This window comes from Micromonospora luteifusca (genome assembly GCF_016907275.1).
Lineage (GTDB): Bacteria > Actinomycetota > Actinomycetes > Mycobacteriales > Micromonosporaceae > Micromonospora > Micromonospora luteifusca.
Genome location: NZ_JAFBBP010000001.1, coordinates 3,683,607 through 3,704,220, shown reverse-complemented (window position 1 = coordinate 3,704,220; position 20,614 = coordinate 3,683,607). Strand labels below are relative to the sequence as shown.

At 71.4% G+C, this 20,614-nt stretch carries 20 protein-coding genes; 7 read left to right on the top strand and 13 right to left on the bottom strand.

The genetic code is table 11. The features are described 5' to 3' along the window. Positions 1-605: 605 nt before the first annotated feature. Positions 606-1,454 carry a 1,4-dihydroxy-6-naphtoate synthase gene (locus JOD64_RS16800; RefSeq protein ID WP_204943082.1) on the top strand — a complete coding sequence of 283 codons (849 nt, stop codon included), beginning with the start codon at positions 606-608 and terminating at the stop codon, positions 1,452-1,454. Here JOD64_RS16800 and JOD64_RS16795 read toward each other — a convergent pair. Both JOD64_RS16795 and JOD64_RS16790 read right to left on the bottom strand, forming a co-directional pair. Beyond that, positions 1,415-1,801, bottom strand: coding sequence for a cold-shock protein (locus JOD64_RS16795; protein WP_204943081.1), 387 nt, complete (start codon positions 1,799-1,801; stop codon positions 1,415-1,417). The genes JOD64_RS16800 and JOD64_RS16795 overlap by 40 nt on opposite strands. A 27-nt stretch (positions 1,802-1,828) precedes the next feature. Then, positions 1,829-2,452, bottom strand: a complete 624-nt coding sequence (locus JOD64_RS16790) for an HAD family hydrolase (RefSeq protein ID WP_204943080.1) — start codon at positions 2,450-2,452, stop codon at positions 1,829-1,831. A gap of 84 nt (positions 2,453-2,536) precedes the next feature. Between JOD64_RS16790 and JOD64_RS16785 the strand changes: the two genes are divergently transcribed. Further along, positions 2,537-5,023, top strand: coding sequence for a helicase-associated domain-containing protein (locus tag JOD64_RS16785; RefSeq protein WP_204943079.1), 2,487 nt, complete (start codon positions 2,537-2,539; stop codon positions 5,021-5,023). 47 nt (positions 5,024-5,070) lie between these two features. Here the strand turns inward: JOD64_RS16785 and JOD64_RS16780 are convergent, their stop codons facing one another. Beyond that, positions 5,071-5,307, bottom strand: coding sequence for a hypothetical protein (locus tag JOD64_RS16780; RefSeq protein WP_204943078.1), 237 nt, complete (start codon positions 5,305-5,307; stop codon positions 5,071-5,073). Between the two features lie 97 nt (positions 5,308-5,404). Continuing rightward, positions 5,405-6,286: a L,D-transpeptidase family protein gene (locus tag JOD64_RS16775; RefSeq protein WP_204943077.1), complete on the bottom strand. Its 882-nt coding sequence runs from the start codon at positions 6,284-6,286 to the stop codon at positions 5,405-5,407. A gap of 172 nt (positions 6,287-6,458) precedes the next feature. Between JOD64_RS16775 and JOD64_RS16770 the strand changes: the two genes are divergently transcribed. Next, the gene (locus JOD64_RS16770) at positions 6,459-8,138 is read left to right on the top strand and encodes a DNA repair helicase XPB (RefSeq protein WP_204943076.1); all 1,680 of its coding nucleotides are present in this window, start codon (positions 6,459-6,461) and stop codon (positions 8,136-8,138) included. Between the two features lie 24 nt (positions 8,139-8,162). Here JOD64_RS16770 and JOD64_RS16765 read toward each other — a convergent pair whose 3' ends face one another. Further along, on the bottom strand, positions 8,163-8,735 hold the full coding sequence (locus tag JOD64_RS16765) for a TetR/AcrR family transcriptional regulator (protein WP_204943075.1): 573 nt from the start codon (positions 8,733-8,735) through the stop codon (positions 8,163-8,165). Between the two features lie 89 nt (positions 8,736-8,824). Here JOD64_RS16765 and JOD64_RS16760 point away from each other — a divergent pair, with 89 nt between their 5' ends. Beyond that, positions 8,825-9,196, top strand: coding sequence for a DUF4267 domain-containing protein (locus JOD64_RS16760; protein ID WP_204943074.1), 372 nt, complete (start codon positions 8,825-8,827; stop codon positions 9,194-9,196). A 155-nt stretch (positions 9,197-9,351) separates the two neighbouring features. Here JOD64_RS16760 and JOD64_RS16755 read toward each other — a convergent pair whose 3' ends face one another. The 3 genes from JOD64_RS16755 to JOD64_RS16745 all read right to left on the bottom strand — a co-directional run bounded on the left by JOD64_RS16755 (position 9,352) and on the right by JOD64_RS16745 (position 11,180). After that, positions 9,352-10,047, bottom strand: coding sequence for a hypothetical protein (locus JOD64_RS16755; protein WP_204943073.1), 696 nt, complete (start codon positions 10,045-10,047; stop codon positions 9,352-9,354). A 218-nt stretch (positions 10,048-10,265) separates the two neighbouring features. After that, positions 10,266-10,409 (bottom strand): hypothetical protein, encoded by a 144-nt coding sequence (locus JOD64_RS16750; RefSeq protein ID WP_239559546.1) that lies wholly within the window; start codon positions 10,407-10,409, stop codon positions 10,266-10,268. A gap of 18 nt (positions 10,410-10,427) precedes the next feature. Next, entirely contained in the window at positions 10,428-11,180 is a 753-nt protein-coding gene (locus JOD64_RS16745; RefSeq protein ID WP_204943072.1) for a TIGR03089 family protein, read from the bottom strand. Positions 11,181-11,325: 145 nt separating this feature from the next. Here JOD64_RS16745 and JOD64_RS16740 point away from each other — a divergent pair, with 145 nt between their 5' ends. Both JOD64_RS16740 and JOD64_RS16735 read left to right on the top strand, forming a co-directional pair. Next, complete coding sequence (locus JOD64_RS16740; protein WP_204943071.1) at positions 11,326-12,408, top strand: hypothetical protein; 1,083 nt, start codon at positions 11,326-11,328, stop codon at positions 12,406-12,408. Between the two features lie 54 nt (positions 12,409-12,462). After that, entirely contained in the window at positions 12,463-14,769 is a 2,307-nt protein-coding gene (locus JOD64_RS16735) for an esterase-like activity of phytase family protein (protein ID WP_204943070.1), read from the top strand. A gap of 99 nt (positions 14,770-14,868) precedes the next feature. On the opposite strand, the gene JOD64_RS16730 is transcribed toward JOD64_RS16735, so the two are convergent. The 5 genes from JOD64_RS16730 to ligD (JOD64_RS16710) form a co-directional block, all read right to left on the bottom strand. Continuing rightward, positions 14,869-15,753, bottom strand: coding sequence for a hypothetical protein (locus tag JOD64_RS16730; RefSeq protein ID WP_204943069.1), 885 nt, complete (start codon positions 15,751-15,753; stop codon positions 14,869-14,871). A 5-nt stretch (positions 15,754-15,758) separates the two neighbouring features. Then, the gene (locus tag JOD64_RS16725; RefSeq protein WP_307813441.1) at positions 15,759-16,277 is read right to left on the bottom strand and encodes a SigE family RNA polymerase sigma factor; all 519 of its coding nucleotides are present in this window, start codon (positions 16,275-16,277) and stop codon (positions 15,759-15,761) included. 194 nt (positions 16,278-16,471) lie between these two features. Then, positions 16,472-17,434 carry a zinc metalloprotease gene (locus JOD64_RS16720; RefSeq protein WP_204943068.1) on the bottom strand — a complete coding sequence of 321 codons (963 nt, stop codon included), beginning with the start codon at positions 17,432-17,434 and terminating at the stop codon, positions 16,472-16,474. Between the two features lie 160 nt (positions 17,435-17,594). Further along, positions 17,595-18,506, bottom strand: coding sequence for a non-homologous end-joining DNA ligase (ligD, locus tag JOD64_RS16715; RefSeq protein WP_204943067.1), 912 nt, complete (start codon positions 18,504-18,506; stop codon positions 17,595-17,597). Next, positions 18,496-19,437 carry a non-homologous end-joining DNA ligase gene (gene ligD, locus JOD64_RS16710; protein ID WP_204943066.1) on the bottom strand — a complete coding sequence of 314 codons (942 nt, stop codon included), beginning with the start codon at positions 19,435-19,437 and terminating at the stop codon, positions 18,496-18,498. Before ligD (JOD64_RS16710) ends, ligD (JOD64_RS16715) begins: the two co-directional genes overlap by 11 nt. Positions 19,438-19,522: 85 nt before the next feature. Here ligD (JOD64_RS16710) and ku point away from each other — a divergent pair, with 85 nt between their 5' ends. Next, the gene (gene ku, locus JOD64_RS16705; RefSeq protein WP_204943065.1) at positions 19,523-20,548 is read left to right on the top strand and encodes a non-homologous end joining protein Ku; all 1,026 of its coding nucleotides are present in this window, start codon (positions 19,523-19,525) and stop codon (positions 20,546-20,548) included. Positions 20,549-20,614 lie beyond the last annotated feature (66 nt).

The window sequence follows — 20,614 nt, the reverse complement described above, 5'->3', positions numbered from 1 at the left end:
GTGCCCTGGCGCGGACGATCGGAGTGGCCCGAGGCGTGGCCTGTCCTACTTTCGTCGACGAGTGGGCCGGCGAGTCGACGACCATCACCGCCGTCATCGCGCCCCACAGACGGGGCAGCTCTACAGGGAGCAGCAGCGGCGTCCGAGCCCCGACGGCTGGCGGACAGGCGGCGGCTCGCGGACAGGCCGGCTCGCGGACAGGCCGGCTCGCGGACAGGCGACGGCAGGCAGCGGCGGACGGGCAGGCGGCGGGCAGCGGCGGACGGGGAGGCGGCGGGCAGAGGCGGACGGGCAGGCAGCGGGCAGGCAGCGGGCAGGCAGGCAGCGGGCAGGCAGCGGCAGGCAGGCAGCGGCAGGCAGGCAGCGGCAGGCAGGCAGCGGCAGGCAGGCAGGCAGGCAGGCAGGCAGCGGCAGGCAGGCGGCGGCAGGCAGGCGGCGGCAGGCAGGCGGCGGCAGGCAGGCGGCGGCAGGCAGGCGGCGGCAGGCAGGCAGGCGGCAGGCAGGCGGCGGCAGGCAGGCAGGCAGGCGGCGGCGGGTGCCCGGCAGATCACAGGTGCGGGACCGCGGCGACTGATCGGCCGGGGGGCGGGGCTAACGTGAGGGGCGTGGCGCTCTCTCTGGCGATCTCGCCCTGCCCCAACGACACGTTCGTCTTCCACGCCCTGGTGCACGGGCGGGTGCCCGGCGCGCCGCCGGTCGAGGTGACGTACGCCGACGTGGACGTCACCAACACGGCGGCCGAGCGGGGCGCGTTCGACCTGGTGAAGGTGAGCTTCGCGGCGTTGCCCTGGCTGCTCGACGACTACCACCTGCTGCCCTGCGGTGGCGCGCTCGGTCGCGGCTGCGGCCCGCTCGTGCTCACCCGGGGCGACCGCGACGGCGGGCCGGACCGCACCGACCTGACCGGTGCCACGGTGGCGGTGCCGGGTGACCGGACGACCGCGTACCTGCTGTTCCGGCTCTGGTCGGCCGGGCGTCCGCCGGCCCGGATCGAGGTGGTCCCGTTCCACGAGATCATGCCGGGTGTCGCGGCCGGCCGTTACGACGCTGGGCTGGTCATCCACGAGGCCCGGTTCACCTACCACCGGCACGGCCTGAGCGCCCTGGTCGACCTCGGCGAGTGGTGGGAGGCCGACACCGGCCTGCCCATCCCCCTGGGCGCGATCCTGGCCCGGCGTGGCGCGGTGGACCCGGAGGCCGCGGCCGGATGGGTCCGCGAGTCGGTCCGGCAGGCCTGGGCGGACCCGGCGGCCAGCCGAGAGTACGTGCTGGCGCACGCCCAGGAGATGGAACTCGACGTGGTGGACCGGCACATCGGCCTCTACGTCAACGAGTTCACCGCCGACCTGGGTGAGGCCGGATTCGCCGCGGTGACGGCACTGCTTGACCGCGCCGCCACCGCCGGGCTGGTGCCTCAGACCTCCAGCTCGTTCGCAACGGCGTGGACCAGCTGAGCAATCTTCTGCGCGGCCTTCTTGTCCGGGTACCGACCCCGGCGCAGGTCCGGCTGGACCTTCGCCTCCAGCACCTTGATCATGTCTTCGACCAGGCCGTGCAGCTCCTCGGCCGGCCGCCGGCGCAACTCCGCCATCGACGGTGGCGCGTCCAGCAGCTTGACTCCCATGGCTTGTGCGCCCCGGCGGCTGTCCACCACACTGAAGTCGACCCGCTGGCCACCCTTGAGGTCCGTGACACCCGCCGGCAACGCCCCCTTGGGCAGGAACACGTCGCCGCCCTCGTCACTGGTGACGAAGCCGTATCCCTTGGCCGTGTCGTACCACTTCACTCGACCCGTAGGCACCTGAAAACCCCTGCTTCACTTGAGCCGCTACTGCTCCAAGGCTAGCTGGATCATGCCGTCCAGCGCCGCCGGGAATTCGGAGAGATCATCCAGCACCACGTCCGCCCCGGCCGCGCGCAGCTCGTCGGGGGAGCACGGGCCGGTCGCGACGCCGATGCCGGGCACCCCGGCGGTCACCGCCGCGACCATGTCGGCCACATGGTCACCGACGTAGTGGGTCGCGTCGTGCTCCCGCAGGGCGGTCGCCTTCTGCTCCGCGAACAGGTCACCGGCCAACTCGTCGACCGTGAGGCCCAGGTGATCCAGGTGCAGCTGGGCCAACCGGCCGATCTTGGAAGTGACGACCAGCACACGGCCGCCGCGAGCACGAATCGCGTCGATGGCCTCCCGCGCGCCGGGCAGCGGGACCGTCGGAGTGATCGCGTACGCCGGATACAGCTCGCGGTACACGCGAACCGCCGACTCGACCTGCTCTGGCGGAAACCAGTGGGCGATCTCGGTACGAAGCGGCGGGCCGAGACGGGACACCGCCAGCTCCGCGTCCACCGGCACACCGGTCCTCGCGGTCAGCGCCCGGTAGGTCGCGGCGATGCCGGGGCGGGAGTCAACCAGGGTCATGTCGAGATCAAATCCGACCGTCAGGGCGTACATGCCGAGAAACGTACCCGTCGACTCGCAGCCGGCCGGACGTCCGAGAGGCGCGACAGCCCAGTGCCGGGCTAGCGTGGAAAGACGATGACCACCTCACTCGCCGACCACCTGCGGTCACTGCCCGATGAGTCGCTGGCCGCGCTGCTCCAGCTGCGGCCCGACCTCGTCGTGCCCGTGCCGGCCGACGTCTCCGCCCTGGCCATCCGGGCCCAGTCCCGGGTCTCGGTGGCCCGCGCGCTGGACGGGCTGGACCAGTTCACCCTCCAGATCCTCGACGCGGCCCGCCTCACCCGAAGTCTGGACGACGGCACCACGGCCACCGACGCCGTACTCGCGATGGCGACCGCCGGGCCGCACCCACCGGCCCCGACGGCCATCCGAGCCGCCGTGGGTCGGCTCCGCGCGCTGTTCCTGCTGTACGGCCCGGAGCACGCGCTGCAAGTGGTGCCCGCCGTCGACGAAGTCGCCCCGTACCCCGCTGGGCTCGGCCGGCCAGCCGCGGAGCTGGACCCGCGCACGGCCGCGCTCTGCGCGGACCCGGCGAAGCTTCGGCGGACGCTGCTCGCCGCCCCACCCTCGGCCCGGGCGATCCTGGACCGGTTGGCGGCTGGCCCACCGGTGGGCAGCGTGCCCCCGGGCGCGTTGCAGGCACCGCCGCTAGGTGCGGAGGACCCGGTGCTCTCCGACCCGACCAACGGAGGCGCCCCGACCGGGTCCCCGGTGCGCTGGCTCGTCGACAACCGGCTGCTGGTCCCCGTGACGACCGGCTCGTCGACGACCAGCGGCACGGTGGAGTTGCCCCGCGAGGTCGGCCTGCTGCTGCGCCGCGACAGCGGGCCGCTCGGGCCACTGCGCACCAGCCCGCCACCGGTGGCTGCCGCACCCCGCGAGCCGAAGGCGGTCGACTCGGCGGGAGCCGGGCAGACGATGGAGGTGGTCCGCCACACCGAAGGGCTGCTGGAGCAACTCGCCGACGAGCCCGCGCCGGTGCTGCGCTCGGGCGGCATCGGCGTGCGGGACCTGCGTCGGTTGGCACGTACCGCCGGGCTGGACGAACCGACCGCCGCGCTGCTGCTCGAAGTGGCGTACGCGGCGGGGCTCGCGGGCGAGCTGGAGATGCCCGGCGCGACCACCAGCCGGTACGGGGCGGACCAGCAGGTGCTGCCGACCGGCGGGTACGAGGTGTGGCGAGCCGGCTCGCTGGCCCAGCGTTGGGAGCAGCTCGCCCGAGCCTGGCTGACCATGACCCGGCAGGTCGGGCTGGTCGGCCGCCGTGACGACCGGGACCGGCCGATCACCGCGCTTTCCGCCGAAGCCGAACGGGCCAGCGTGCCGGCCACCCGGCGGGCGGTGCTCAGCGTGCTCGCCGACCTGGAGCCGGCGACCGCCCCCACCCCGGAGGAAGTGCAGGACCTGCTGGACTGGCGGGCGCCGCGACGCAGCCGAGGCAGGGACGCAACCCACCGGGAGGTGCTGGCGGAGGCCGCACAGCTCGGCGTCACCGGGCTGGGAGCGCTCACGTCGTACGGGCGACTGTTGCTGGGTGAGCTGACGTCGGCCGACGAGCGGGGCGGCGACGACCCGCTGGGCGTGCACGCCGACGTCGAGAGCGGCGACCCGTCCAGCGCCGTCCGAGCGCTGGACGCGCTGCTGCCCGCCCCGGTCGACCACTTCCTGGTGCAGGCCGACCTGACGGTGGTGGTGCCTGGCCCACCCGAGCCGGCACTCGCCGTCGAGTTGGAGGCGATGACCGAACTCGAGTCGGCCGGCGGCGCCAGCGTGCACCGGGTCACCACGGCGAGCGTGCGGCGAGCACTGGATTCCGGCTACACGGCCGACGACCTGCACGACGTGTTCCGGCGACGGTCGCGTACCCCGGTGCCGCAGGGGCTCACCTACCTGGTCGACGACGTGGCCCGTAAGCACGGCGGGCTGCGGGTCGGGTTGGCCGGGGCGTACCTGCGCAGCGACGACGAGGCTCTGCTCAGCGAGGTGCTGGCCGACCGTCGGCTGGAGTCGTTGGCACTGCGCCGGCTCGCGCCGACGGTGCTGTGTACGCAGTACCAGGTCGGTCGGTTGCTGGGCGCGCTGCGCGACGCCGGGTTCGCCCCGGTGCAGGAGGACGGCAGCGGCAGCGCCGTGCTGGCCCGGCCACGGATCCGGCGGGCCCCGGCCCGGGTGTCGGTGACCACCCGGACGCTCGATCCGCTGGCCGCCCCGAAGCTGCCCATGCCCCGGCTGCTCGGGGTGGTGGAACACATCCGACGGGGTGACGCGGCGGCGCGGGCGGCCCGACGGGCACCGGCGGTGGTCCGCGGTGGGGCGCCGGGGTTGGGCGGTGGCCCGGTGCCGGCGCACACGCACAGCGAGGCCCTGGCGGTGCTCCAGCAGGCGGTGCGCGACAAGGCGCTGGTCTGGGTCGGTTACGTCGACGCACACGGGGCGACGGCGTCCCGACTGCTCAAGCCGGTCTCGATCGGCGCCGGCTACCTACGCGCCGAGGACGAGCGGACGGAGATGCTGCACACCTTCGCGCTGCACCGAATCACCGCGGCGGTGCTGGCGGACTGACCGGCGCTCACGGGAACGGCGGGCACTGCCGTGCGGGGTGCCGTCGGTCAGCGGCGGCTGCGGCGTACGGTGCCGACCACCGAGATGACCAGCAGCAGCGCGAACCCGGCGCCGGCGGACTCCCCGACCGAGTCGATGAAGCCCTGCCGCAGCACCAGCCAGCCGAAGAGGAACCACCCGACGAGGAGCGTCGCGGCGACCGCGTAGGCGATCACGGTCGCACGGGACACCTCGTCAGGTGATGTTTGCTCATGCTCTGCGATCACGTCACGGTCGACCGTCATACCCAGCCTCCCCGCCCGGTCCGGCCCTGGACTCCAAGGGTGACACTCGGGGGACCGGTCGGACAGGGGGTGATCCCCGCGGTTCGTTCCGTGTCGGTCAGGTGCCGGGGCGGCGGCCGATCAGCACCACCCGGGTGCCGACCTTCCCCAACTCCCACATGCGGACGGCGTCGGCGTGCAACAGGTTGACGCAGCCGTGCGAGCCGATCGACTTGTCGTGCAGGTAGGTGGTGGTCTCGTGGAAGCCCATGCCCTGGGTGAAGTGCTGCCAGTACGGCAGCCACACCTCGTACGGGTCGGACCACTCCTTCGGGTTGCGGAAGTTGACGGTGAACGTGCCGGCGGGGGTGCGGTAGCCGGACATTCCGGTGCGGGTCACCGTCGGAGGCATGATCACCTTGCCGCCGCGGACCGCCCAGACGGTCTGCCGGGTCAGGTCGACGCAGAACGTGGTGCCCGTGCCAGCCTTGCAACGGGCCGGGTCGGTGGTGGCGAGGCGCTGGGCCACGTCGTACGTGGTGGGTCCGGCGCGACCCTCGACGGGGCGAATGCCGTACCTCTTCTGGAACTTCTTGATCGCGGCGCAGTCGGCGGCGGACTGCCGGCCGTCCACGGTCACGGCGCCGAACCCGCCCAACCGGGCCAGGTAGGTCTCCACCTCGCGCTGGTGCTGGCCCTGCGGGCAGCCGGCGACGGTCGGCGTACCGGTGCTGGGCGTCGGCTTCGGCGTTGCGCTGCGGGTGGGTTTCGACGTCGGGGTCGGTGTCGGTCTGGTCGTGGCGGCGGCCGGCGTCGACCGGCCGCGCTGGTCCGGCCCGGGCGTGTCGCTCGCCCCCGTTGCCTGTTCCGCCGCCCCGGCTGGGGCAGCTCCCCCGCCACCACTCCCACCGGACTGCGGATCGAACGCGCACGCACCGGCGCCGACCAGCACAACCACCACCAGGGCAATCAGCCGGGAAGTGATCCGAACATGCCTCATGGAGCCTCCCCTGGCCGTCGTCCCTTTACTAGACGTTCGTGAGTGCCGTCACGGTTGCGGCCGGTGAGCATCTTTCTTCCGACATCCCACACCGTGCAACACTGGATGGTCGGCCGGCGGCGGGTATGCGACCCGTCCCGGCCGGTCGGCCAACCGAGGAGAGGACGCTGGCGTGAGCGGTGGACCACTGATCGTGCAGTCGGACAAGACCCTGCTGCTGGAGATCGACCACCCCGACGCGCAGGCGTGCCGGATGGCGATCGCACCGTTCGCCGAGTTGGAGCGCTCGCCGGAGCACGTGCACACCTATCGGCTGACCCCGCTGGGCCTGTGGAACGCGCGGGCGGCGGGGCACGACGCGGAGGGTGTGGTCGACTCGCTGATCAAGTACTCCCGTTACCCGGTGCCGCACGCGCTGCTGGTGGACGTCGCCGACACGATGGACCGGTACGGCCGGCTCCAACTCGCCAACGACCCGGCGTACGGGCTGGTGCTGCGCGCGCTGGACCGGCTGGTGCTGATCGAGGTGGCCAAGAGCAAGAAGCTCGCCGGAATGCTCGGCGACAAGATCGACGATGACACCATCCGGGTACACCCGTCCGAGCGCGGCCGACTCAAGCAGGCACTGCTCAAGCTGGGCTGGCCCGCGGAGGACCTGGCCGGTTACGTCGACGGTGAGGCGCACCCGATCGAGCTGGCCGAGGCCGGCAAGGACGGGCGCAAGCCGTGGACGCTGCGGTCGTACCAGCGGGAAGCTGTCGAGGCGTTCTGGGCCGGCGGCTCGGGTGTGGTGGTGCTGCCCTGCGGCGCCGGCAAGACCCTGGTCGGCGCGGCGGCGATGGCCGAGGCGAAGGCGACCACGCTGATCCTGGTCACCAACACCGTCGCCGGCCGGCAGTGGAAGCGGGAGTTGATCGCCCGCACGTCGCTGACCGAGGAGGAGATCGGGGAGTACTCCGGGGAGCGCAAGGAGATCCGCCCGGTCACCATCGCGACGTACCAGGTGCTCACCTCGCGGCGCGGCGGCGCGTTCACCCACCTGGACCTGTTCGGGGCCCGCGACTGGGGCCTGGTCGTCTACGACGAGGTGCACCTGCTGCCCGCGCCGATCTTCCGGTTCACTGCGGACCTCCAGGCCCGCCGCCGGTTGGGCCTGACGGCGACTCTGGTACGCGAGGACGGCCGCGAGGGTGACGTGTTCAGCCTGATCGGCCCGAAGCGGTACGACGCGCCGTGGAAGGACATCGAGTCGCAGGGCTGGATCGCACCGGCCGAGTGCACCGAGGTTCGGGTGACGCTGACCGACGCGGAGCGGATGTCGTACGCGACGGCGGAGGCCGAGGAGCGCTACCGGATGGCGGCGACCGCCCGCACGAAGCTGCCGGTGGTGAAGGCGCTGGTCGACCGGCACCCGGACGACCAGGTGCTGGTGATCGGCGCGTACATCGACCAGTTGCATCAGCTCGGCGAATACCTGGACGCGCCGATCATCCAGGGCTCGACCACGAACAAGGAACGGGAGCGCCTCTTCGACGCCTTCCGCACCGGCGAGATCCGCACGTTGGTGATCTCCAAGGTGGGCAACTTCTCCATCGACCTGCCCGAGGCGGCGGTGGCGATCCAGGTGTCGGGGACGTTCGGGTCGCGGCAGGAGGAGGCGCAGCGGTTGGGTCGGGTGCTCCGGCCGAAGGCGGACGGCCGGCAGGCGCACTTCTACACGGTCGTCTCCCGGGACACGATCGACACGGAGTACGCGGCGCACCGGCAGCGGTTCCTGGCCGAGCAGGGGTACGCATACACGATCGTCGACGCCGACGACGTCCTCGGCCCATCTCTGCCGTCCTTCGACTGACGCTTAGTCGTCCTTGATCGACGCTCACGGGGAGAAACGGCCTACCAGGACCGCGAGCCGCCGGTCGTGGTCGGCGCGGCGGAGCCGGCCGCTGCGCATCAGTGTGACCAGCCCGTGCAGGCCGGCCCAGAAGGTCTCGGTGACCGCCTCCAGGTCGTCGTCCGCGGCGACCGGGCGCACTGTCTCGGACAGTTCGGCGAAGCCCCGGGCCAGGTCGGTTGGCACCTCCTGGCTGGCGAACGGCAGATCCACGGCGAGGGTGAACATCGCGTCGTAGATCGCTGGCCGCTGCTGGGCGAACGCGACGTACGCGGCTGCCACGTCGGCGACCGCCTGCCGGGGGTCGGCGGCGGAGGCCCGGGCCGAGATCAGCGCGGTGGCCAGCTCGGCGAAGCCCTCGACGGCGACCGCCGCCATGATGGCGTCCTTGCCCTTGAAGTGGCTGTAGAGGACGGGCTGGCTGTATTCGATCTCGGCGGCGAGCCGTCGGGTGGTCACCGCGTCCCAGCCTTCGGCCAACGCCAGGTCTCGTGCCGCGGCGATGATCGCCTGCTCCCGTTCAGCCCGCTCACGCTCCCGGCGTGCCTGTGTCGACATGACAGTAACCCTAGCACCGCTAGCGTTCCTGTCGGTGCTCTGCTAGCGTCGCTCTCATATCTAGCAGCGCTAGGAATTGGAGCACAACCATGCTGGCACCTCTCGCCTACGGGCTCGCCGTCGTACTCAGCCTCTTCGTCGCCTTCATCGGCGCGCGGTTCCTGCTGGTGCCGCAGGCTGCGGCCGCCGGGTACGGCGTACCGGCCCGCCCGGACGGCGACCCCGCCTACCTGACGGTCAAAGGGCTGAAGGACCTCACCTTCGGGCTGCTCGGCCTCGCCCTGATCGCCTTCACCACCGCCGACGCGGTCGCGTGGTTCATGCTGATCGTCGCGCTCGTCCCGCTGGGCGACACCCTCATCGTGCTGCGCAATGGCGGAACGAAAGCTGTCGCCTTCGGCATCCACTTCGCCACCGCAGTCGTCGTCCTCCTGAACGCCGCCCTGCTCTTCGCCCTGTGACGACCGGAACCGCCCGCCGCGCCCGACCGAGCCCTTGATCCACTCCACTTCGGGGATGTGGCGGTGTCCGAGGCACCTGGATGCCGCCGCATCGCCGATACGGAGTTGATCAAGCGCGCGAGGCGCGCGGCGCGGGCTGGGTGCGGGCCTCGGCGTCAGGGCGTGGGGGGTGGGCAGCGGTCGGGGAGGGTCACCTCGCCGGGGTTGTGGTTGAAGGTGTTCAGCGTGAACCACTCGTCCAGCTCCGGATCGAAGAGGTTCTGCAGGCCGAACTGCAGCACCTGCCACCATCGGGTCGGGTCGCTCTGGTCGACGTAGATGTCGCCGAGCGCGAGCGGAAACCGGAAGAACTCTCCCGGCACGGTGGACCCTCCGACGACCCCGACCCGCCAGTGGTCGACGTGCCGGTCCTGCTCGCCTTGCAGGATCTCCGGCCCCACGTAGCGGGCGGTCTTCAGCTTGTCATTGAAGATCTGCCGGTTGAAGAACCCCGGGACCTTGCTGCACGCGCGGGGCGGGAACAGCGGAATGTTCGGCCACTTGTAGGTGAGCGTGTAGAGGGTGTTCTCGTAGATCAGGTTCGTGAACCAGATCGGGTGGTCCGGCCCGCCGGCGATCATCTGGCTGTTGCCGCCGCGGCCCTGCCAGGTGAACGGCACGTCGATGCCGAGGTCCCGCACGATGTACCGGCCGGTGCCCTGAAAGTCGGCGGGGAGCAGCGGTGGGCGCGGCTCCCTCGGCTCGGGGACCGTGGGGCCGCCGGCCTGGGCCGCGCGCGGCAGCGGCGCCGCCGCCGGACCCGGTGCGACCACACCGAGGGCGAACAGGCCACCGGCCACCGCCGAAACCACAGTCCGACGTGTACGCCTCGACAACATCTGCCCTCCGCCGGTGTGAAAGTGCCACATGACCTCGGCGAAGCGTAGGAGCAGGCAAAACGTGAGAAGTGGCGGAACGCGGTGGCTCCACCGGAAGGGTGAGGCGACCTACTGTCGGAGAACGCAGGCCTCGACCGACCAGGTGACGCGGTATGTGTAGTGCGTGATTTCGGGACGGGCGTCGTGGTGCATCACATGGCCTCCTTCTTGTCGATCGCCTTGAGGACCTGCCGGACCTGATACGCCTTGGCCTTGCCCTTGTCGTCCTGGATGTTGACGCGTGGGTCACCGGCCCACGGCATCCTGAACACGGCGTGCGAGGTGCTGGTTGGCACACACCGAGGGGGTAGAGCTCAGAGGACGCGCGTGACCCGCTCGGTGGCGACCACGGTGTCACGCTGCGCCGGGTCGAGGTTGGCGCTGATGACCACGGACGCGCCAGCGGAGAGCGGCGCGAGCAACCACTTCAGCGGCTGCTCGTGCTCGGCGGCGTCGACCAGCAGTCGGTCACCGGCGCGCAGGTCCAGCATCGTGGCGACCTCCTGGGCGAGCGCACCCCACTGGCCGTAGGTCGTGCCGTCCGCGCTGGCCGGGTCCGACGGGTGGATCGCGGCGTGGTCGGGCGTCGCCTCGGCGTAACGGAGCACCTCGGCGGACCAGTCGAGCCAGCCCAGCGGCACGTCCGCGAGCCGCCCGGGGCCGGTGCCGACGAGGTAGCGGTGCGTCGCGTCCGGCACGTCCTCCAGCCAGTCGTCCTGCCGCTCCGGCGTCACGAAGACCGCGTCGAACGGCCGATCGCCGCCCGGTTCCAACACGGGCAGGCCCGCGGTGGCGCGCGGCCGGAACGACACCGCCAGGCCCGAGGCCCACGCGCCCAACAACACAGCGGCGGTACGCCAGTGCGGGGGCAGCAACACCGCTACGCGGCTGCCCGGGCCGAGCCCGCAGCCGTCCCGCAGCAGGCTCGCGCTGCGCGCCGCCCAGGAGCCGGCCTGCTGTGCGGTCAGGTCGACACGCTCGCCGGTCGCCTCGTCGCGGTAACTGAGCAGCGGGCGCTCGACGTCGGCGGACCGGGCCACCAGGTCGGCTGTGACTGTTGGCTGCATCTCCACGCTCCCCGTGTGCGACGTCGATCCACCCTACTCAACGACTTTGGTCGCGCCCGTCGTCGGCCGATGGCCGTAGCGGGTGGCCGGCTGGCCCACGCACGGTACCGAGGTGACCCCCGAAGCGCCGTCGAGGAGAGAGCCCATGCCGTCCGTGCCTCACCCCGCGATGGTCGATCGAACCGTGACCGCCGACCGCCTTCCGCTGCGCCGCCGACTTCTGCCGGTGATCGCGTTACTGCTGCTCGCCCCTTGGGCGGCGGAGTGTTCGTGGGGTGGCTTCGCCATCGACGACTTCCTTCCTGTGTTGATCATCCTCGGCCCGATGTACGGCGGCGCGGCGATCCTGATCCGGGAGACCGCCCGGCACCTCGGGGCGAGTTGGCCGACGATCGTGCTGCTCGCCGCCGCGTTCGGCGTGCTCCAGGCCGGTCTGGTCGACCAGTCCCTGTTCAACCCCGGCTTCCTGGACGACACGCAGTACGCCGACACCCGTGCCGCCGCCGAGGCGACCCTGGTGCCGGGGCTCGAGTTCAGCCTCCGGCAGGCCTTCGACTACGTGGGCAACCACATCGTGCTGACCATCTGTGCCCCGATCGTGCTCATCGAGTCGTTCCTCGGGGCGGACCGCCGGCTTCGGCCGTGGCTGGGCCGGCCCGGGCTCGTCGTGGTCGGCGTGATCTACCTGCTCGGCAGTCTGCTGATCTTCTCGGACAGCAGCGGCCGGAAGGATTTCCTGGCCAGCCCGCGCCAGTTGGCCTTCGCCGCGGCGCTGGTCCTCGCACTCATCACGGTCGCGCTGCTGCCCCGCTGGCGCCACCCCCGCCCCCGACCCGCTCAGACGACGGGCACGGCGAGACGCAGGAGCCGGGTGCCGCACCCGCTCTGGGTGGTTGTGGTGGTGGTCCTCGCCCGACTCGGCACCGACCTGACGCCCGGCTGGCCAGGGATGGCCATCGCGCTGGCGCTCGCGGCCGCCGTCGGAGGGCTGATCGCGTACTGGTCGTCACGCAACGGTTGGGGGCAGCGGCACCTGCTCGCCGCCGGCACGGCAAGCCTGGTCAGCGCGGCCGCGTTCGCGTACCTGGTGCCGCCCTACTCGCCGGCGAGCCCGGCGGCGGCACTGGCCGGCGACATCGCGGTCACCATCATCACGGTCGCCCTGGTCGGCGGTGCCTGGTGGCGGCTGCGCCGCGCTTCGCCAAGTGTTCATGTCGGCGCAAGCTGACGCTCCCCCACAGGTGTCAGCCTCCGTGCGGGTACGACCTAACGGAGGAAGTCCTTGACACTCAGAAGAGCATTCACCGCGCTCACCGCAGCCGGTGTCGCCGCCGCCAGCCTGACCGGGGCCACCCCCGCGTCGGCCGGCGGGCACCACCACCCGGGTACGTCGCTCGCCTTCGACCGGGTCGCCACGTACCCGGTGTTCCAGAACCGTCCGGCCGGTGAGGACCCGGCGACCGCGACGGTCGCCGAGATCTCGGCGGTCAGCGAGGACGGCCGCACCCTGATCCACACCGACGCGCTGGCCCGGCGCATCGGCTTCCTGGACATCTCCCGTGCCGACCGGCCGCGCGGCCTCGGCACACTCTCCCTGGCACAGCTCGGGAACGCCGAGGACGAGCCCACCTCGGTGGCCGTGGTCGGCAAGTACGTGCTGGTGGTGGTGAACACCAGCAGCAGCTACACCGAGCCGTCCGGTCGACTCGACGTGATCGAGTTGGCCACCCGCAAGCGGGTGGCGAGCTTCGACCTCGCTGGTCAGCCCGACTCGATCGCGATCAGCAAGGACAAGCGGTACGCCGCGATCGCCATCGAGAACGAGCGCGACGAGGAGGCCACCCCGCCCGGCGGCGAGGAGGGCGACCTGCCCCAGGCCCCCGCCGGCTTCGTGCAGATCGTCGACCTGACCGGTAAGTCTCCGGCCGGTTGGCGGTTGCGGCCGGTCGCGCTGACCGGCGCCGACGGGAGCGCACTGCCCGCCCTGGTCCAGGCCGGTCTCGCCGCGCCGACCGACCCGGAGCCGGAGTACGTCTCGATCAACAGCCGCAACCAGTTGGCCGTGACCCTGCAGGAGAACAACGGCGTCGCCCTGATCGACCTGCCCACCGGCCGGATCACCAAGGTGTTCAGCGCCGGCACCGCCACGGTCAGCGGGATCGACACCGTGAAGGACGGTGTCATCGACCTGACCGGCAGCATCACCGACGTGCCGCGCGAGCCGGACGCGGTGGCCTGGGTCGACGACCGCTACCTGACCACGGCCAACGAGGGCGACTGGCACGGCGGCACCCGTGGCTGGTCGGTCTTCGACAGCCGCACCGGGCGCGTCGCCTGGGACGCCGGTAACAGCTTCGAGCGTCTCGCCGTGACGTACGGCTTCCACAACGAGGACCGGGCCGCCAAGAAGGGCACCGAACCGGAGGGTGTGGCCGTCGCCGAGTACGACGGCGTCCGGTACGCGTTCGTCGGCTCGGAGCGCAGCAACTTCGTCGCCGTCTACGACCTCAGCCGCCCGACGGCACCGGTGTTCACGCAGATCCTGCCGACCACGAACGGGCCGGAAGGGCTGCTGCCCATTCCGTCACGCGGGCTGCTCGCGGTCTCCAGCGAGGAGGACGACGCCTCGGTGAACGTCCGGGCCTCGGTGTCGCTCTTCCAGCTCGGCAAGGGCACGCCCGCGTTCCCGAGCATCGTCTCCGACACCGATCGGGCCGGTACGCCGATCGGTTGGGGTGCCCTCGGCGCGCTGAGCGCGGCACCGGGCAAGCGGACCCAGCTATACAGCGTCACCGACGCGGCGTACAGCCAGACCCGCATCCTGACCATCGACGCGAAGCGGACGCCCGCCGTGATCACCGGCGCGCTGCCGGTGAAGGACGCGACAGGTGTGCCGGTCGGGTACGACGCGGAGGGCATCTTCGCCCGCCCGCAGGGTGGCTTCTGGCTCGCTGTCGAGGGCGCCAAGGGTGCGGAGAACAAGCTGGTTCGGCTCGACGCCGCCGGGGTGACCCGGCAGACCGTCGCGCTGCCCGCCGAGGTCGCCGCCGGCCTGGGCAAGCAGGGCCTGGAGGGGGTCACCGCGACCACCGACCGCCAGGGTCGGGAGATCGTCTGGGTGGCCGTGCAGCGGGAGCTGAGCACCGATCCGGCGGGGATCGTCCGGCTCGGTCGGTACGACGTCACGGCGGGCACCTGGAGCTGGTTCGGTTACCAGTTGAGCGCCACCACCGTGCCCGGTGACTGGATGGGCCTCTCCGAGATCACCGTGGTCGGCGACCGGCTCGCGGTCATCGAGCGGGACAAGCTGAACGGTCCGGCTGCCACGGTCAAGCGGATCTACACGGTGCCGCTGCCGGGTGCCGCGGCGACCGGTCCGCTGACGGTGCTGCCGAAGACCCTCGCGGTCGACGTACTGCCCGCGCTGCGCGCCACCAACGGCTGGACCCAGGAGAAGTTGGAGGGTCTGACCGTGGCCGGCAACGGCGAGGTGTACGCGATCACCGACAACGACGCGGTCCAGGACGCCACCGGTGAGACGGTGCTCCTGCGGCTCGGCGCCAGTCGTAAGGTCTTCGGGCAGCGCTGATCCGGCGCCGCCGGTGCGGGCTGTCCGCCCGCACCGGCACGAAGCCCGATGGCCCGCCCCGGCCCGGCGTCCACAAGTGTGGACGCCGGGCCTCGCGGATCACTCCTTGATCATCACCACGTCGGTGGGGGGCTTGACCGTCACGTCGACGCCGTAGTCGAACAGTTCGAGAGTCGAGCCGCCCGTCCCGGTGTCGAGCCGGCCCTTCAGCGTCGACTGCCAGGTGAACGTGAGCGCCACCTTCGCGATCCGGCCGTCGCCGTCCAGCGTGACGTCGCCGGCCGTGCTGCTCGACCCGTCCTTGCCGGTCTCGGCATAGGTGAAGTGCAGCGAGCCGTCCGGGTTCTCGGTGACTGTCGCGTTCTGTCGCTTCAGTGCGGCGAAGAGGGCGGCCGGGTCGGGCTCGGCGGAACCCAGCACGTCATTCCCGTCACCGTAGAGGGAGAGCCGGTCGTACTTCCCCGGGTACTGCCCGTAGCGGCCGTACGTCTCGCCCGGGCCCTTGTCCGCCGGCAGCTTGCCCTGCGGTCGTTCCCCGCCCTCGTAGCGGGTGCCGTTGATCAGCAACTCGGTCATGACCGAATCGTCCTTGGGCGCGCGGACGTAGCCGGTAGCGGTCCTCGGGTCGAACGCGCCCTCGTAGGTCAGCCCGCCCGGGCCGGAGTTGGTGAGCCGCATCCGGTAACTGATGTTCTCGCTGGCGGCGGCAGCGGAGACCAGTCGCATCGCCGGCGGGACCGACTCCGGCCGGGCGGCCCCGGCGGTGACGGCGGGACGGTCCGGCGGGGAGTTCGTGGTCACGGTCAGCGCGGTGCCGACGCCCAGCGCCAACAGCGCGCACGTCGTACCGACCAGAGCGGTGCTCCGACGTCGGCGGCCCCGTCGACCGCGCTCGATCAGCGCGCCCACCGGCGGCGCGGAGTCCGTTTCGCCGTCGACGATGTCGTGCAGCCCTTGGACGAGACGGTCATCGATGTCGTTCATGACTATCACCTGCTTACCGAGTCGAAGGATTCCTCAAGGAGGTGGCGAAGCCGGCCCAGTGCCCGGGCGTTCTGGCTCTTGACGGTGCCGAGCGAGCAACCCAGCACCTGGGCGACCTCGCGCTCGCTCAGGTCCTCGTAGTGGCGGAGCACCACCACCGCTCGCTGCTTCGCCGGCAGCGACATCAGCGCCCGGCGCAGGACGATGGCGTCCGGGCCGATGACGTCCGCCGGGGTGGCCCGGTCGGGGACGTCGGCGAAGAGACTCTCGCGACGACGCCGCCGCCAACTGGACGTGTGGTTGTTGACCAGGGCCCGGCGTAGGTAGGCGTGCGGGTCGCCGAGCCGGGACAGCCGCCGCCACCGCTCATAGACCTTGACCAGGCTGTCCTGGAGCAACTCTTCGGCCCGCCACCGGTCGCCGCTGAGCAGCATGGCCAGCCGAATATGTCGCTGCCACGCCACCTCGACGAACGCGACGTAGGACCGGTCCGCCGCGGACAGTGGTTTCTTTTGGTCGGTCACGCCCCTAACACGTGGCGACCCCACAGAAGGTTGTCGAGGATCCTGGATGTCGTCGACAGCGGTCAGCGGACCGACAGTTCCGAAGCCGCCGTCGCGAGCCCGGCCGGCGGCACCGGGTCCAGGTCGACCACCCTGTCCCGGTGCTCGCCGGCCCTCCACTGCGGCGCGCAACTCCAGCGCCGCCACTCAGTGGGCTATCCGGCCCCGCCGGCCCGGAACGCCAGCCAGGCGTCGCTCATCCGGTCGGCCTGACCCGGGGTGAACATGTTCATGCAGGAGTCCTGCGTGTAGTCCATGAAGTTGTGGATCGGGTCGAGCCCGGGCGCGGTGCAGGTGTCCGCACCCACCGGGCAGTCGAACTGCGGTGCCGCCTCGCGCGGCGTGTCCGCGACGAAGTCGCCGGACGCGGAGCAGCCGTGCGCGAAGGTGTGCTCCAGCATCAGCCAGTGCCCGACCTCATGCGTCAGCGTGTCGCCCAGGGCGTACTTGCCGGCCGTGCCGCCCGGCATCGACTCGTCGAGCATCACCACGCCGTCGATATAGTCGCGCCCGTTGTTGTAGCCCTTCGGGAAGTACGCCCAGCCGAGCAGCCCGCCGCCGATGTTGGCCGCGTACACGTTCAGGGTCTCCGAGTCGCCGGTGTACAGCGCCTTCTTCATGTCCCGCTCGTTCTTGCCCGGCACGACCGTGTACCAGGCGCTGTTCACCGTCCACGTCGTGTCGACGAGCGAGAACCGGAACGGAGTGTTGGAGGCGTCTCCCGCCGTACGGCCCGCGTACGAGTCGTTGAGCACTGTCATCTGCGCGGCGATCAGGGTGTTCCACCTGGTCGTCTCGGCCGCGGTGAGCGGATGGTCGGAGATCATGTGGAAGACCGTCGGCACGGTGACGCTGCCGTTGGACAGGCGCGGCGCGTCCTTGATCACGCCGTAGGCGTTCGCCTCGTTCTTGGGGTACAGCTCCGGCTCCTGGGCGGTGGCGCCCTCGGCGGCCCGGGCGGCGCTGTGCGCGTCGGCACCCGGCTCACAGGCGGTGACGCCCGGGGAGGCGGTCGCGGGCGCGGCCGTGGCGAGTGCCCCGGAGGCGCCGCCGGACGCCAGGAACGTCGCGGCGGTGGCGGTGAGGACCGCCAGTCGGAAGGTCGTTCTTCTGCGCATCGGTGCACCTTTCGATGAGGGAGGCGGTGCGGGGTCGATGACGTCGCTGTTCGGGTATGAGAACATGCCGAAGTCATCGACGAAAGACCCTCTGAGCAGGGCAGATGGCGATGTAACGGAACCGGATCGGGCAGCGCTGTTTGGGCCGCGCGCTGGCCTTTCAGCCCGGCAGTTCCGGGCCGCCGTCGAGCAGGGGGGCGAGTAGATCGCCGTACTCCTCGACCCGGTCCAGGACCTCGGCGGCGGTGAACTGGCGGACGGCCGGCCTCCGGCCGCGGGCGCCGGCCTCGACCTCACCCCAGGACAACGGCGTCGACACCGACGGCACCGACTGGGCGCGCAGCGAGTACGGCGCCACAGTGGTCTTCGCCGCGTTGTTCTGGCTCCAGTCGATGAAGACCTTGCCCGGGCGCAGGTTCTTCGCCATCTTCGACACGATCAGCTTCGGATGCGCCTTCTCCAGCTCCTGCGCGATCCGCTTGGCGTAGTCGGACACGTCATCGGACGACTGGGTGCCGGCGATCGGGCAGCAGAGCTGCATGCCCTTCTTGCCCGATGTCTTCGGGTAGGACTCGATCCCGTCGAGGGCGAGGCGGTCGCGCATCAGCACCGCCACCGGGCAGCACTCGGCGAGCCCGGCCGGCGGCCCCGGGTCCAGGTCGACCACCAGCATGTCCGGGTGCTCACCGACCTTCCACTGCGGCGTGTGCAGCTCCAGCGCCGCCAGGTTGGCCAGCCACACCAGGGTGGGCAGGTCGTCGGCGACCACGTAGTCGATGGTCTCCCGGCCCTTGGTCGACCCGGGTGCGGGCAGATTCTCCACGCGCACCCAGTCCGGGGTCGCCGCCGGCGTGTTCTTCTCGAAGAACGACTTGTCGTCCACCCCGTTGGGGAAGCGGATCCGGGTGACCGGTCGGTCCCGCAGGTGCGGCAGCAGCACCGGGGAGATCCGCGTGTAGTAGTCGATCACTTCACCCTTGGTGAAGCCGGCCGCCGGATAGAGCACCTTGTCTAGGTTGGACAGCTCCAACGGGCGGCCCTCGACGTCCACCCGTAGCCGCTCAGCCGGCATCGTCGACCTCCTCCGGGGGTTTGTCCGGGCGCAACCGCAGCACTCGGGGGAAGCGCAGCCGGCCGTCGGGCGTGCGCTGGCCGTACTTCACCTCCACCACCATCCGGGGTTCTACCCAGATGGCCCCTCGGGCATCCTCGCGCGGCACACCCGGCGCGAACGGTGACGCGCCGGACCGCAGCGGCTCCAGCTCGGCGAGGAGTTGCCGCTCGATGGCCGCGCCGATCCCGCCGCCCACCCGACCCCGGTAGATCAGCCGGCCGTCCGGGCCGGGCACCCCGACCAGCAGCCCGCCGATCCGGCGCGCGCCCGGTCGCCAGCCGCCGATGACGAAGTCGCCGGTCACCTCCAGCTTGACCTTCACCCAGTCCGGAGAGCGCACCCCCGGGCGGTAGACGGCGGCCAGCCGCTTGGCCATCACACCTTCCAGACCGTGCTCGCCGGCCGCGTCGTAGGTGGCCGGGCCGTCGGCGAACATCGGCGGCACCGCCCACCGGGCACCGCCGAGCGCGAGCCCTTCCAGGGCCTCGCGGCGGCGCTCGTACGACCAGCCGGTCAGGTCGTCGCCGTTCAACCTCAACAAGTCGAAGATCATGTACGTGACCGGCATGACCGCGGCCAACCGGGCCGCCCTGTTCCGGTCCCGCACGTGCATCCGCTCGGCCAACGCGGTGAACGACGGCTGACCGCCCTCCCCCAGCAGCACCACCTCGCCGTCGAGCAGCGCGTCGTCGACCTGCTCGGGCAGCGTGGCCAACTCCGGGTACGCGGCGGTGATCTCCACGCCGGAGCGGGCGTACAGGTGCTGACCACCGCCGGAGATGTCGGCGAGCGCCCGAACCCCGTCCCACTTGAACTCGTATGCCCAGCCGTCACCCGCCGGGAGCGGCCCGGTCATCGCGAGCATCGGCTTGAGCGGCGCGCCAGGCACGACCCGACTGTAGTAGCAGGCCGAACACCTCGCGTCAGGTTCTTTCGGATGCGAGCATGGTCGATATCGGCGAAGGGAGCGCAGGATGCGTGCCATCTGGAAGGGAGCCGTGTCGTTCGGGCTCGTCTCGATCGGGGTGAAGCTCTACTCCGCGACCGAGGAGAAGGACATTCGGTTCCACCAGGTGCACCGTGAGGACGGCGGCCGGATCCGATACAAGCGCACCTGCTCGGTCTGCGGCGAGGAGGTCACCTACGACGACATCGCCAAGGGCTACGACATCGGCGGCGGCGAGATGGTGATCCTCACCGACGAGGATTTCGCCGACCTGCCGTTGACCAGCTCACGCGCGATCGACGTGCTGGAGTTCGTCCCGGCCGAGCAGGTCGACCCGATCCTCTACAACAAGGCGTACTTCCTGGAGCCGGAGGGCACGGCGACCAAACCGTACGTGCTGCTGCGCGACGCGCTGATCGACTCGGAGCGGGTGGCCATCGTCAAGGTGGCGCTGCGCCAGCGGGAGCAGCTCGCCACGCTTCGGGTCCGTGAGGGTGTGCTGCTGCTCAACACCATGCTCTGGCCGGACGAGATCCGTACCCCGGGTTTTGGTTTCCTCGACGAGGACCTCAAGGTGCGCCCGCCGGAGCTGGCGATGGCCAGTTCCCTGATCGACTCGATGACCGGCGAGTTCGAGCCGGACGTCTTCACCGACGACTACCGGGCGGCGTTGCAGGAGGTCATCGACGCCAAGGTGGAGGGTCGGGAGGTCGTCCAGCCGGAGGAGGCCGAGGAGGCGCCGGCCGCCGCGGTGGACCTGATGGCCGCGTTGAAGGCCTCGGTGGAGCGCGCCAAGGCGGCCCGGGGCGAGCAACCCACGCGCGGTGGTGGTGGCGGCGAGCCGACACCCATCTCGTCGGCCCGATCGGCGCAGAAGGCAGCCGAGAAGAAGGCGGCCAAGGCACCGGCGAAGAAGACCGCGGCGAAGAAGACGGCGGAGAAGAAGACCGCCGAGCCGGCGAAGAAGACGGCCGCGAAGAAGACCGCCGCGAAGAAGGCGGAGCCGGCGAAGAAGACGGCCGCGCGCAAGACGGCACCCCGCAAGAGCGCCTGACCGTACGGCAGCGAGGGCGGTGTCCGCCGGGCCGGGTACGCTCCGCCGGCCGCTGGTCACCGGAGG